The sequence below is a fragment of the Burkholderia cepacia GG4 genome, assembly GCF_000292915.1.
Lineage (GTDB): Bacteria > Pseudomonadota > Gammaproteobacteria > Burkholderiales > Burkholderiaceae > Burkholderia > Burkholderia cepacia_D.
Genome location: NC_018514.1, coordinates 2,771,364 through 2,784,953, shown reverse-complemented (window position 1 = coordinate 2,784,953; position 13,590 = coordinate 2,771,364). Strand labels below are relative to the sequence as shown.

At 66.9% G+C, this 13,590-nt stretch carries 11 protein-coding genes; 4 read left to right on the top strand and 7 right to left on the bottom strand.

Annotation, left to right across the window (positions count from 1 at the left end; genetic code table 11):
* Positions 1 to 45: 45 nt before the first annotated feature.
* The gene (gene prpC / locus GEM_RS28210) at positions 46 to 1,218 is read right to left on the bottom strand and encodes a bifunctional 2-methylcitrate synthase/citrate synthase (RefSeq protein ID WP_014900845.1); all 1,173 of its coding nucleotides are present in this window, start codon (positions 1,216 to 1,218) and stop codon (positions 46 to 48) included.
* Between the two features lie 359 nt (positions 1,219 to 1,577).
* A complete protein-coding gene (prpB, locus tag GEM_RS28205; RefSeq protein ID WP_014900844.1) occupies positions 1,578 to 2,471 on the bottom strand; it encodes a methylisocitrate lyase in 894 nt (297 codons plus the stop codon).
* 170 nt (positions 2,472 to 2,641) lie between these two features.
* Here prpB and prpR point away from each other — a divergent pair, with 170 nt between their 5' ends.
* Positions 2,642 to 4,636, top strand: coding sequence for a propionate catabolism operon regulatory protein PrpR (prpR, locus tag GEM_RS28200; protein WP_014900843.1), 1,995 nt, complete (start codon positions 2,642 to 2,644; stop codon positions 4,634 to 4,636).
* Positions 4,637 to 4,678: 42 nt separating this feature from the next.
* Here prpR and GEM_RS28195 read toward each other — a convergent pair whose 3' ends face one another.
* Complete coding sequence (locus GEM_RS28195) at positions 4,679 to 5,302, bottom strand: CGNR zinc finger domain-containing protein (protein WP_014900842.1); 624 nt, start codon at positions 5,300 to 5,302, stop codon at positions 4,679 to 4,681.
* A gap of 279 nt (positions 5,303 to 5,581) precedes the next feature.
* Between GEM_RS28195 and GEM_RS28190 the strand changes: the two genes are divergently transcribed.
* Positions 5,582 to 5,965: a VOC family protein gene (locus tag GEM_RS28190; RefSeq protein ID WP_014900840.1), complete on the top strand. Its 384-nt coding sequence runs from the start codon at positions 5,582 to 5,584 to the stop codon at positions 5,963 to 5,965.
* A 199-nt stretch (positions 5,966 to 6,164) separates the two neighbouring features.
* Here the strand turns inward: GEM_RS28190 and GEM_RS28185 are convergent, their stop codons facing one another.
* The gene (locus tag GEM_RS28185) at positions 6,165 to 7,013 is read right to left on the bottom strand and encodes an ureidoglycolate lyase (RefSeq protein ID WP_014900839.1); all 849 of its coding nucleotides are present in this window, start codon (positions 7,011 to 7,013) and stop codon (positions 6,165 to 6,167) included.
* A 659-nt stretch (positions 7,014 to 7,672) separates the two neighbouring features.
* Between GEM_RS28185 and GEM_RS28180 the strand changes: the two genes are divergently transcribed.
* The gene (locus tag GEM_RS28180; protein ID WP_014900838.1) at positions 7,673 to 8,494 is read left to right on the top strand and encodes an IclR family transcriptional regulator; all 822 of its coding nucleotides are present in this window, start codon (positions 7,673 to 7,675) and stop codon (positions 8,492 to 8,494) included.
* A 227-nt stretch (positions 8,495 to 8,721) separates the two neighbouring features.
* A complete protein-coding gene (locus tag GEM_RS28175; RefSeq protein WP_014900837.1) occupies positions 8,722 to 9,273 on the top strand; it encodes a hypothetical protein in 552 nt (183 codons plus the stop codon).
* 673 nt (positions 9,274 to 9,946) lie between these two features.
* Here GEM_RS28175 and GEM_RS28170 read toward each other — a convergent pair.
* The 3 genes from GEM_RS28170 to GEM_RS28160 all read right to left on the bottom strand — a co-directional run bounded on the left by GEM_RS28170 (position 9,947) and on the right by GEM_RS28160 (position 13,560).
* A complete protein-coding gene (locus GEM_RS28170; RefSeq protein ID WP_041490867.1) occupies positions 9,947 to 12,304 on the bottom strand; it encodes a GNAT family N-acetyltransferase in 2,358 nt (785 codons plus the stop codon).
* Between the two features lie 571 nt (positions 12,305 to 12,875).
* Positions 12,876 to 13,172, bottom strand: coding sequence for an H-NS family nucleoid-associated regulatory protein (locus GEM_RS28165; protein WP_014900835.1), 297 nt, complete (start codon positions 13,170 to 13,172; stop codon positions 12,876 to 12,878).
* Positions 13,173 to 13,275: 103 nt separating this feature from the next.
* Positions 13,276 to 13,560, bottom strand: coding sequence for a hypothetical protein (locus tag GEM_RS28160; RefSeq protein ID WP_014900834.1), 285 nt, complete (start codon positions 13,558 to 13,560; stop codon positions 13,276 to 13,278).
* Positions 13,561 to 13,590 lie beyond the last annotated feature (30 nt).

Sequence of the window (13,590 nt, the reverse complement as noted above, 5' to 3'; positions counted from 1 at the left end):
GCGCCGGCGGCCCGCATCACGGGCGCCGGTGCGCGCGGCGGGCGATCAGCGCTTCTCGATCGGCACGAACTGCAGGTCTTCCGGACCCGTGTAGTTCGCGCTCGGGCGGATGATCTTGTTGTCGATGCGCTGCTCGATGATGTGCGCGCTCCAGCCCGACGTGCGCGAGATCACGAACAGCGGCGTGAACATCGCGGTCGGCACGCCCATCATGTGATACGACACGGCGCTGAACCAGTCGAGGTTCGGGAACATCTTCTTCGCTTCCCACATCACCGATTCGAGGCGCTCGGCGATGTTGTACAGCTTCAGGTCGCCCGCTTCCTTCGACAGCTTGTGCGCGACGCCCTTGATCACCTTGTTGCGCGGATCGGAGATCGTGTAGACCGGGTGGCCGAAGCCGATCACGACTTCCTTGTTCTCGACGCGGCGGCGGATGTCGGCTTCGGCGTCGTCCGGCGAGGTGTAGCGGCTCTGGATTTCATACGCGACTTCGTTCGCGCCGCCGTGCTTCGGCCCGCGCAGCGCGCCGATCGCGCCGGTGATCGCCGAGTAGATGTCCGAGCCCGTGCCCGCGATCACGCGGCCGGTGAAGGTCGATGCGTTGAACTCGTGCTCCGCGTACAGGATCAGCGACGTGTGCATCGCGTCGACCCACGACTTCGACGGCGTCTTGCCGTGCAGCAGGTGCAGGAAATGGCCGCCGATCGAGTCATCGTCGGTTTCCGTCTCGATGCGCTTGCCGTTGTGCGAGAAGTGATACCAGTACAGCAGGATCGAGCCGAGCGATGCCATCAGGCGGTCGGCGATGTCGCGCGCGCCCGGCAGGTTGTGGTCGTCCTTCTCCGGCAGCACCGTGCCGAGCACCGACACGCCGGTGCGCATCACGTCCATCGGGTGAGCGGAAGCCGGGATCTGCTCGAGCGCGGCCTTCAGTGCGTTCGGCAGGCCGCGCATCGCGCGCAGCTTGGTCTTGTACGCGGCCAGTTCGGTCAGGTTCGGGAGCGTGCCGTGCACGAGCAGGTGTGCGATTTCCTCGAACTCGCACGATTCGGCGACGTCGAGAATGTCGTAGCCGCGGTAGTGCAGGTCGTTGCCGGTCTTGCCGACCGTGCACAGCGCCGTGTTGCCCGCCGTCACGCCCGACAGCGCCACCGACTTCTTCGGCTTGAAGGCGCCTGCGGCGGCCGGTGCTGCTGCGTCTTTCGTCTCGCTCATGTTTCCGTTCTCCAATAGGTGTCTCTGTGTCGACCGGACTTAGCGCTTCAGCGCTTAGTCCGGTCCCATGCTTCGCGGTCGACCCGACTTAGCGCTTCAGCGCTTAGTCCGGTCCCATGCTTCGCGGTCGACCCGACTTAGCGCTTCAGCGCTTAGTCCGGTCCCATGCTTCGCGGTCGACCCGACTTGGTGCCTCAGCGCTTGGTCCGGTCCCATGCTTCGCGGTCGACCCGACTTGGCGCTTCAACGCCTGGTCCGGTCCCATGCAAAGCCGGATCTCGGCCGGGCCCGGCGCATCGGCGCGCGGCCCGGCTTCATGCAATGCGTTCCGGGATACGAGTCCCGGCGCGCGAGCCGCGTTACTTCTTGCCCTGCGCGAACAGTTCGTCGAGCTTCCGCTCGTACGCGTGATAGCCGAGGAAGTCGTACAGCTCGGCGCGGGTCTGCATCGTCGGCACGGCGGCCTTCTGCGTGCCGTCGCGGCGCAGCGTCTCGTAGAAATTCAGCGCGGCCTTGTTCATCGCGCGATACGCGCCGCAGCAGTAAAGCGCGATGTCGACGTTCGCCTCGCGCAGTTCGTCGAGCGTGAACAGCGGCGTCGAGCCGAACTCGGTCAGGTTCGCGAGGATCGGCACCTTCACGGCGGCCTTGAAGCGGCGGTAGTCGTCGAGCGATTTCATCGCTTCCGGGAAGATCATGTCCGCGCCGGCTTCGACGTAAGCCACCGCGCGCTCGATCGCCGAGTCGATCCCTTCGGCGGCGGCCGCGTCGGTGCGCGCCATGATCACGAACTGGTCGTCGGTGCGCGCATCGACCGCGGCCTTGATGCGATCGGCCATTTCGTCGGCCGGCACGACCTCCTTGCCCGGACGGTGGCCGCAGCGCTTCTGGCCGACCTGGTCCTCGAGGTGCACGGCCGCGACGCCGGCCTTGATGAACGAGCGGACCGTGCGCGCGATGTTGAATGCGCCGCCCCAGCCCGTGTCGATGTCGACCAGCAGCGGCAGGTCGGTCGCGTTGGTGATCCGGTTCGCGTCGATCAGCACATCTTCCATCGTGCTGATGCCGAGATCGGGGATGCCGAGCGAATTCGCTGCGACGCCGCCGCCCGACAGGTAGACGGCCTTGAAGCCGACGGCCTGCGCCATCTTGGCCGCGTACGCGGTGATCGCGCCGACCACCTGCAGCGGCTGCTCGGCCGCGACTGCCGCGCGGAATTTCGCGCCGGCGCTCTGAAGATGCGTATTGCTCATGAACGGCCTCCTGAGGGAATGCCCATTACCAGCAAGGACCGGGCCAGCTCGCGAAACACGGCTAACCCACTGATTCTTAAGTAACCGGCGCGGGCGCTGCATCGTCCGGAGATTTCAATTTGGCAATTTCATATTTCAAAAATGAAATCGCACGCGCATAATCGATCGTCATGGACCTCTCCTCGACCAAGCCCGTCGGCCCGGCCGACCGCGCGGTGCGCCCGCGCATCTGGGCGATGGGCATCAGCCGCCTGCGCGACCTGTTTCGCGAGATCGCCGGCGAATTCGACGAACGCGCCGACGTGCGCATCGTCACGCGCGCTTACGAAGACGCGCTGAGCGCGATCGCGGAGGCCGGCACCGCGCGGCCCGACGTGATCGTCGCGGCCGGCTCGAACGGCGGCTTCCTGAAAACACGCGCGCAGGTACCGGTCGTAGTCGTGTCGCCGACCGGCTTCGACGTGATGCAGGCACTCGCGCGCGCACGGCGCGACGCGTCGCGGATCGCGCTCGTCAGCGCCGGCGAGACGCCACCGGAAGTGCGCCGCTTCGTCGCCGCCTACGGTCTCGACGTGCAGTTTGCGTCATATCAGTCCGCGCAGGAAGCGGAAGCCTGCGTGCACGACCTGCACGATCGCGGCATCGAGACGATCGTCGGCCCCGGCCTCGTCACCGATCTCGCGGCGAGCGCCGGCATGGGCGCGGTGTTCCTGTATTCGCACGCGTCGGTGCGCAAGGCTGTCGAGACGGCGCTCGAAGTCGCGTACGCGACGCACGCCGAGGCGTTTCGCCGCCAGCGGCTCGACAACCTGCTGCAGCACCTGCGCGACGGCGTGGTTGCACTCGACGCGCGCGGCCGCGTCGAGGCCATCAACGAGCGGCTCGCATCGGCGCTCGGGGTCGAACCCGCTGCGGCCGTCGGCCGCGCGCTCGTCGACCTGCGGCCCGAGCTGCGCACGCTGCGCGGCGAGGACGGCGACGCGCTCGCGACCGTGCGCGGCGTGCGCTACGTCGTGCATCGCGGGCCGCTCGTCGATCGCGGCGTCACGTCGGGCAGCGTGCTGACGTTCCAGGAATCGCGCGCGGTCGAACGGCTCGACCGTGCGCTGCGCTCGCAGCCGAACACACAGCAGTTCGCCGCGCGCTACACGCTCGACGACGTGATCGGCGCGTCCGCGCCGATGGCGCGCGCGCGCGATCTCGTGCGCCGCTACGCGAAATCCGACGCGACCGTGCTCGTGCTCGGCGAAAGCGGCACCGGCAAGGAAATGATCGCGCAGAGCCTGCATGCGCTGTCCGTGCGGCGCAGCTATCCGTTCGTCGCGATCAACTGCGGCGCGTTTCCGGAAGCGCTGCTCGAGAGCGAGCTGTTCGGCTACGAGGAAGGCGCGTTCACCGGCGCGCGGCGCGGCGGCAAGACCGGGCTGTTCGAGGCCGCGCACCGCGGCACGCTGTTTCTCGACGAGATCGGCGAGATGCCGCCGTCGCTGCAAAGCCGGCTGCTGCGCGTGTTGCAGGAGCGCGAGGTGATCCGCCTCGGCTCGACCGAGCCGATCCGCATCGACGTGCGCGTGATCGCCGCGACGCATCGTCCGCTGCTCGCGGCCGTGGAGGCCGGCACGTTCCGCGCCGATCTCTATTACCGGCTCAACATCCTGAACGTCGGCCTGCCGCCGCTGCGCGAGCGCGCCGCCGACATTCCGGCGCTCGCGGCCACGCTGCTCGTGCAGGCCGCGCGGCGCGAGCCGCGGCTGGCCGAACGCGTGCGCGAGGTCAGCGATGCCATGCGCGTGCTCGACGCGACGCAGGCGACGCTCGCGCGCTACCGGTGGCCCGGCAACGTGCGGGAACTGCAGAACGTGGTCGAGCGGATCGCGGTGGAACTGGCCGAGGAAGTCGACGAGAACGATCCGGGCGCCGCGTGCGCGGCGCTCGCGCCCGATGCGCTGCAGGCGATCGCGCCCGAGTTGTTCGCGGCGCCGCCCGACGCGGCCGATACCGATACCGATGCCGACGACGCACGGACGCTCCAGGCGCGCCGCCGCCGCGCGGAAGCCGACGAGATCCGCGCGGTGCTCGACGCGTGCGGCGGCGACCGCGATCGCGCGTGCGCGATGCTCGGCATCAGCAAGACGACGCTGTGGCGGAAGATGTCGGCGAAATAGGTGCGGGCGGGACAGGCGTGACGCGCGGGATCATCGGCCCCGTCAATCGGCCTTGTGATAGTGGCGGTACGCCTTCGCGCGATTGCCGCACGACGACATCGAGCACCAGCGGCGGCTGCCGTTCTTGCTGTCGTCGATGAACAGCCACTGGCATGCGTCGTTCGCGCAGCGCTTGACCTTCGCGAGCCGCGCGCCGCCCAGCAGGTCGGTCGCCGACCACAGCACCGGGCTCAGCAGCCCAGCGAGCGTCGCGCCCGCTTCCCCGATCCGCCACGCATAGCCGCCGTCGACCCGCGCCAGCGCGACGCGCGGCGCCGCCTCCGCCAGAAAACCGCCCAGCAGCGCGAGATCGTCGGCTTGCGGCTCGCGCCGCTCGGCCTGCGCGTGAAAGAGCCGATACAGCGCCTCGCGCAACGCGAGCGCGCGCGCCAGCATCGCCGGTTCTTCATTGTTGTTCAGGTATTGCGCACGACACGCGTCGGCCACGCAGGCCGGCATGCGCGCCTGCTCCCGGCACCACGCGAGCAGGTCGTCGAGCGTGCCGAAGGTTTCCGTCGGCGCGTCGGCGCCGCGCCAGTACAGCGTGTTCGCGAAATCGATGCTCAGCGTTTCAGACGGGGCCGGAATCAGGCAGTCCGTCGTGACGGAAGGTTGCGTTTTGCTCATGACGCGATCGTATCTAACCACCATGCTGGTTGACAAGCGTCCGGGCGCTTTCTAACATAACCAGCATGGTGGTTAAAAACAGGTTTGCTGCGCTGACGTCCCCTCTTCAGTTCAAGGAGCCACAGATGATCGATCGCTTTTCCTGCGGTGTTGTCCACATCGATCGCAGCCACGCGCTTTACGACAGCACGCTCGGCGCACTGCGCTACAAGCGGCTGGCATGGTGGTTATAAGCAGGTTTGCCGCACTGACGTCCCCCTTCAGTTCAAGGAGCCACAGATGATCGATCACCTTTCGTTCGGCGTTGCCCACATCGACCGCAGCCGCGCGTTCTACGACAGCACGCTCGGCGCGCTCGGCTACAAGCGGCTGTACAGCGACGACGGATCCCTCGGCTACGGCACCAGCGAACCGATGCTGTGGTTGCAGCACGCGACCCGTCCGGTCGTCGCCGATCCCGATTCAGGGTTGCACGTGTCGTTTCGCGCATCGTCGCCGGTGGAAGTCGACGCGTTCTACCGCGCCGCGCTCCAGCACGGCGGGCAGGACAACGGCGGCCCCGGCAAGCGCGAGCACTATGGCCCCGGCTATTACGCGGCATTCGTCGTCGACCCCGACGGGTATCGGCTCGAAGCCCATTGCGAGCTGGACAACGTCGTCTGATCCGGTTCGTACGGACCCGGATGAACGACAAGGGCCCGATTCCGCATCGCGCGGAATCGGGCCCTTGTCTTTGCTGCATCGATGTTCGGTTCGCGACGGCCGCCGCCGCCGGTCATGCGAGGCGATCGGGCGGCCGGCCGGGCAGCGCAGCCGGGTTGCGGTTGACTGCACCCGCATCCGGCCCGCGCCGGGCCAATGCTTACTGCGCGTTGCGCGTGCTCTGCAGTTGCTCGCCGAGCCCTTCGATCCCGAGGCGCACCATCTGGCCGGCCTTCAGGAACACCGGCGACGGCTTGATGCCCATCCCGACGCCCGGCGGCGTGCCGGTCGTGATCACGTCGCCCGGTTGCAGCGTCATGCAGGTCGACAGGTAGGCGATCAGTTGCGCGACGGTGAATACCATCGTGCGCGTGTTGCCGTTCTGATAGCGATGGCCGTCGATCTCGAGCCACAGGTCGAGGCGCTGCGGATCGGGCACCTCGTCGCGCGTGACGAGCCACGGGCCGATCGGGCCGAACGTGTCGAAGCCCTTGCCCTTGTCCCACTGGCCGCCGCGCTCGATCTGCCACTCGCGCTCGGACACGTCGTTGACGACGCAGTAGCCCGCGACGTAGTCGAGCGCGTGTGCTTCGTCGACGTCCTTGCAGGTCGCGCCGATCACGACGCCCAGCTCGACTTCCCAGTCCGTCTTCACGGAGCCCTTCGGAATGTCGATGCCGTCGTTCGGGCCGCAGATCGAACTCGTCCACTTGCCGAACACCACCGGCTCCTTCGGCACCGGCATGCCGGCTTCGGCCGCGTGGTCCGCATAGTTCAGACCGATGCCGATGAACTTGCCGACGCGCCCGACGCACGCGCCGATGCGCGGCTCGCCGGGGACGAGCGGCAGCGTGGCCGGGTCGATCCCGCGCAGCCGCGCGAGACCGGCGTCGGACAGCGCGTCGCCGGCAAGATCCGGCACGTGCGCGGACAGGTCGCGAATCCGGCCGTCCGCGTCGAGAATTCCGGGCTTTTCCTGGCCGGACGGGCCATAGCGAAGCAGTTTCATCGTGCTCAACCTCTGTTGTCGAATGTGACAGGATACCGGCCGACGCGGCCGCTCACAGCCACGCGCCGGACTGAATGTCGATCGTCGATGGCGCGCGTCGGCCCAGGTTCCGGCAGCCGTTCGACGCGCGAGGCTCGCGCAGGCGCAGCGATCGCGGCGCCGCACCGGGGTGCAGCGCGCATCGAACGGGCGGCCGCCGGTCTGCGCATCGGCGACGACGGCCCGGCATCCGCGGCATGTGCCGGCCCTTGCCGGCCGGCTTCACGCGCGGCCGCGCCGTCGCTGGCCCGCCACTCTTTGTACCATCGGCGGCCCGCCGTGAAATGGCGCGCGACGGATACCGACTATTGGTGCGCCTGCCGTGGTTGCACCGCAGCATCGGACCTGTCGATACATTCGGCCCGACTCCGAATCCCGCATTTCTTCCATCACAGGCAAGCGAATTGCGAATATTCGTTATGACCCTGTCATCGGGAACGACACCTGATCCGTTCTTGCTCGGTAACGATCGGCAAAAAGATGCCGCATTGCACACTGTAAGTTTGTTGTTAAGCTCACGCGGATGGCGGTCACATCCGCATGCGGCTTGACGAATCCGCGTGCAAAACGGGCCTGCGTGCGTCGCCCACCGATCGGCAATTCCCGGACTTCCAAACATAATGCAAACGACCAACAACCCGCTTCCCGGCATCGACGCACGGGAGTCGATGGGCGCAGCCGATCGCTATCGCGCGCCCGCGCTCGACAAGGGTCTCGACATCCTCGAACTCCTGTCGGAACAAAAGGAAGGACTCACCCGCACCGAAATCACGAAAGAGCTCGGCCGCAACGCGAGCGAGATCTACCGGATGCTCGAACGTCTCGTTGCCCGCCGCTACGTGATGCGCTCGACCGGCGGCGACCGCTACACGCTCAGCCTGAAACTGTTCGCACTCGCCCACCGGCATCCGCCGATGAACCGGCTGATCGCCGAAGCCTTGCCGCTGATGCAGCGCTTCGCCGATGCCGCCGAACAGTCGTGCCATTTGTCAGTCTACGATCGCGGCAACCTGCTCGTGATCGCGCAGGTCGACGGCCCCGGCCCGTGGGGCGTGTCGGTGCGGCTCGGCTCGCGTGTCGGGCTCGCCGATACGGCGTCGGGCCGCGTGATGCTGTCGTTCCAGAGTGCCGAGCAGCGCGCGCACATACTGGCCGAGCATCGCAAGGTCAAGGGTGAAGCGCCGATCAACGAACAGGAACTCGCGTACGCGTGCCAGTCCATCCGGCAGTCCGGCTATCTGCGCCAGGACAGCCGCCAGGCGTACGGCGTCACCGACCTGAGCGCGCCGATCCTCGGCCCGTCCGGCCATGCGATCGCGGTGCTGACCTGCCCGTACATGCGCCGCATCGATGCGCACATGGCGCCGTCCTCCGACACAGTCGTCGCAGGGCTGCGCGATACGGCCGGCCATCTGTCGATGTGCCGCGCGGAGACATATTGAACGCGCGACGGCGCTGAAGCCGGTCGATCGTTCGGGCGCGGCAGTCGTTCAGCCACTCGGCCGGCGGGAGGCCGCTCCGCTGCGCGATGCGCGGCGGGATCGCAGACGCTCGCGTCGGCCTTCGCCAGACCGTTGCCGAAGGTGCGGGCGCTGCACGCGCGGCGCTACGCTAGAATAGCGGCCCTCTCAAAAACTACGGCGGCCGGTTGTCGCGGCCGTCGTGTCTGATGGATGTCATGGCCAAACTTCTGAACGATCAAGAATTCCAGCGTTTCTCCGAACTTCAGCAGAAGCAGGCAAGCTTCACGATCACGCCCGAGGAAGCGGACGAGCTGCGCGATATCGTCGCGCGCGCGCAGAAGAAGCGCGACGATCGCGCCGCTGCGATGCTCGCGATCGAGAACTACATCGAACAGTTCGACATCACGCCCGACGAACTCTTCTCGCCCGAGCAGATCGGCGACGCCGCGCGCACCTACGGCCTCATCACGGCCACCAAGAAGGAACGCACGCTGCCGCCGTCGATCACGTTCAACGGCAAGCCGTACCAATGGACCAAGACGCTCCCGGACGACGTGCGCAGCGCGCTGTTCGACGCGTTTACGTCCGGCGAATCGGTCAAGCGCTTCATCGCGATGCCGAAGGACACCGCGCGTTGCGCACTGACGATCGCCCGCCTCGAGCGCGAAACCGGCGGCGTCTATGCCGAAGCGCACCTCGAAGAACTCGCGATTTCGCGCGACCAGGTGAACGACGCAGCGTCGAAACTCGCTGTGTAAACGCTGTTGCGGGCACGGTTCATGCGTGCCCGTAGCGGCGCGGACGCCGGCCGAGGCCGGTGCCGCGCCTGCCGGAGCACTGCGTCCGCAGGCTCCCGAAAAGCCTCACCTCAGCCTCCCGCAAGCGCTCACCGGCATATCCCGTAACAGCTCACCCAAGGCTCCCGGAGACGCTCACCGCAGCCTCCCGAACGTCCTCACCTACACCTCCCGCAGACGCTCACCCGGCCTTCCCGGAAAGGCTCACCAGCGCTTCCCGCAAGGGCTCACCGGCCGCTCCCGGGAAAGCTCACCGAGTGCTCCCGCATCGGCTCACCTCCGTCATCCCGGAGAAGCTCACTCACGGCTCCCGAAAAGTCTCACCTCTGTAGAATTTCGGACGCTGCGGGTGCGGAATGCGGGTTCGGGGTGCGCGAATGCACAGTCGAAATGGTGCGTACACGCCGGCCGTCGACACACGCAACGGACCCGTCGTCGATGTCGCTGATCGCTGACTTCGCGCTTCTGCACCGGTCCCGAAGGGTTTCCGCCGTGCGTGTTCGATCAGCCTGGATACTTTGCAGCCCGAAGTAGAGCCGGCCCACGCGACCATGAATGAACGCCTCCGACACCGTGCGGCATGTATCGACGACGCACGACATCGCGGCACGTTCGAGCCAGCACCCAACCTCGATTACGACTGCAGCTTCATCCTGAACCCCACCACGCCGGGTTCTTCCGTCGTCGATACCGCGAAACCGCACGACTTCGCCAGCGAGATCATCGCCGTATTCTCGCGCAGCGCCTCGCCGATCATCCACGCCGTGCCGCGCGATCGCGCATAGTCGATGATGCGGGTCATCAGCAGCCGACCGAGCCCCTTGCCCTTCTGATCGGGCCGCACCGCGATCGCGAACTCCGCCGTCTCGTTGTCGGGATCGGCGACCGCGCGCACCACCGCGAGCGTGTGCGACCGGCCCGATACGTCGGTGAACGACACGACGAAGGCCATCTCGCGGTCGTAGTCGATCTGCGTCATGCGCGCCACTTGCGAATGATCGAAGCTGCGCACCGCACCGAAGAACCGCATCCGCAAATCGTCCGGCGTCATCGCGCCAAGCAGTTCGTTGTGGGCCTCCTCGTCCTCCGGACGGATCGGGCGGATCGTCACGGTCTCGCCGCGCCATTCGAGCGTCTGCTCGAGATGGCGCGGATACGGCATGATCGCGAGCCGGCTGCGCCCGGCAGCCAGCGTAATGCGCGGCGCGATGACGTGCACACGATCGGCCAGCACGCGCAGCGTGATCGACATCGCGACGACTTCGCGAACGTCGCATACGACTTGCGACAGCGCGATGAGCGCACCAAGCGTGGGTTCGACGGGCGTGCGTCGCGCATACGGCGAACGCTCCATCACCGCGCGGGCGAGCACCGTATTCAGCGGCGGCAGCCCGTACACGACGAACGGCGCCGAGATGCCGTCCGCCGGCGGCACGGCATAGCGGAACACCGGGCCGAAGTTCGAATCGTCGTACATCTCGACCGTGACGTCGACAACTCTGGCACCCGCCGGCGCATCGGCCGGCTCGCCGTGCAGCCCGAAGTGGGACAGCCAGCGCAGCGCCGCTTCGCCGGCCAGTTCGGGTTCACCGGCCTCGACCCTTCGGCGCGCATCGGCCTGTGCGAACGCGACGCACTCGGCCGGTTGCGGCGGCGTGCCCTCGGGCGTCTGCATCAGCAGTTGCCGACCGAGGTTGTAGTCGACGAGCCGCGCGTATGCGCGCGCAAGCCGCTGCGGTGTCGTATGCACCGGGATGCCGTTGGCGTGCAGTGCGTCGCGCGTCGTTGCGTCGACCCCACCGAAGAAACACGCAAGGATGCCGCGGTACGCATGCTGCCGCGATTCGATCAGCGTGCGCGCGACGGCGTCGGCCGGCGCGCTGTGAGACGTCGAATGCACGACGAACAGCGTGCCCGTCTGCGGAAACGGCGCAAGCGCCTTGATGGCCGCGCCGAAATGCTCGGGGCGCGCATCGTCGCCCAGCGCCAGCGGATTGCCGGGCTCGACGAGATGCGGCAACGCGGCCGACACCGCCGAGGTTGCCGCCGCCGGCCAGTCGGCCAGCACGTCGCGCACCTCCGCGACTGCATCGACCGCGAGTTTCGCGACACCCGCGTCGCTGGTCACGAGCGTCGCCGCGCCACGCGCAGTGACGCGCCCGACGCCGAGCGTCTCGATCTCGTCGAGCAGATCGTCGAGCGCATCGACGCGCACCATTCCCGCACGCTGGAACGCCGCCGTGTAAAGCGCATCGCCGGGATCGGCGCGCCCGGTGCGCAGCGCGAGCACCGGCTTGTTGCGCGCCGCCGCACGCGCCGCCGACATGAACTTGCGCGCGGCGCATACGGTGTCGAGTTCGAGCAGGATCGCACGCGTGCCGGGATCGCTTGCCAGATAGTCGAGCACGTCGCCCGCATCGACGTCGGCCTCGCCGCCGAGTGCGACGACATGCGAAAAGCCGAGGCCGCGCGCATCGGCCCAGCCCAATACCGCGTTCGTCAGCGCGTTCGATTGCGACACCCACGCGACGCCGCCCGATCGCGCCGTATAGGCCGGCGCGCCGAAATGCGCATGCCGGGCGGGCGACAGCACGCCGAGACTGCCGGGCCCGACGATACGGAGCACGAACGGCTTCGCGGCCTTGAGCGTGCGATCGAGCGCGGCGCGATCCGCGTCGGTGCGCGCCTCGCCGACGATCACCGCGACGCGCGTGCCGAGCTCGCCGAGCTTGCGCACGATGCCGGCCCACGTGGCCGGCGGCGTGCAGATCACCGCGACCGACGGCGGCGCGGGAAGCCGGTCGACATCGGCGATGACCCGGTGTCCGTTCAACTCGCGATGCTTCGGATTGACGGGCCACACGGGCCCGTCGAACGCGCCGTCGAGCACGCGCGCCCACACCATCGCGCCGAAACTCCCCGCGCGCGACGATGCACCGACGACCGCAACGGACCTGGGCTGGAACAACGCATCGAGATGGCGGACGGTCACATCGGCTCCCTACGTTAACGAAAGACGACCCGACCGGCACACGCACCCGGCGGGCCGTGCGCCGATCGACGCGAACCCCAAGCATAGGCGAACGGGATGCGGCTGCCTATATGCCGAACGGCCGACTTTGCGACACGCGTCAACGCCTGCAACATGGGCCGGTCGTCGATGCCTGCGCACGACGCACACGATGAACGCATGCGATGCGACGATCCGGTCGCCTCCTCAAAGGTGAGGATTTACAGGAGCCATGGTGAGCATATTCGGGAATTGCGCATCGCGCTGCGTGAATGCGCGAAAGGTGATGGCAGACCGCAGCACGCAGTCACCGCGAAGCGTGCAAATGGCAACGCGCGCATGTCGTGCAATTGCGCGGTTGTTTACCGGAATTCACGGAGATATACGGTCGAATCGCAGCGAATTCGCAAAACGGCACCCGTTAATCGCGCGGCATGGCACGTCGATTCACCGGCCTGCTTCACGCTGCGGTGACACAAAAACAAAACGGTGCGACGGCCATTTGGCCGTTCGCACCGTCAGTCAGCACACGAAAGGTGAGGATTTTCGGGAGTCAGTCCTTGATCAGGAAACGCGCGCGGTTCTTGCCGAGCCATGCCGGCGCACGCCCGCGGCCACTCCACGTTTCGCCCGTCTTCGGGTTCAGGTACTTCGGCGGCAGCGGACGCTTCGGCTTTGCGACAGCGGCGGTGCCCAACGGACGGAAACCGAGTTCTTCCGCCGTAATGTCGAATTCCTCGATTTTCGCCCGGATCGCGGCAATCGCATCGCTAATTGCCTTTTCGCGCTCCTTGTCGATCTTTTGCTGAAGTCTTTCGAGCTGCGCTGTCAGTTGCCTGTAGGTCGCCATATGGATGGGATTCCGTGAGTGTTATTCATGAAAAATAGCCGACTCCAAGCGAATAGAAAAGCGCTTCACCCGATTATGGTCTCCTCATCCGGTCATGTCGGGATCAATAACCGCTTTTCTTCTTGCATGCGAAGAGAAGGTTTCGCACGGCGTCATCGGTCGATTGCTGGAGGATGTCGAATTCCCCGTTGCACATGGCTCGGGCATTGTCCGTGCAATTGCTCCAGCCACTGCCGGTGCACTGCACCTGCGTAGTCGGGCGCCCGTCCGAAGTAAACAGCGGCGCCCCGCCGCCGCACCCGCCGAGCCCTGCGACCAGGGCCAACAATCCGGCCCGACGCCAATGCGTTCCGGGCCACCGACAGACCGACGCAAGCATGTGTTTCATTGTTCTTTCCGTCAACCATTTTTTGAATGT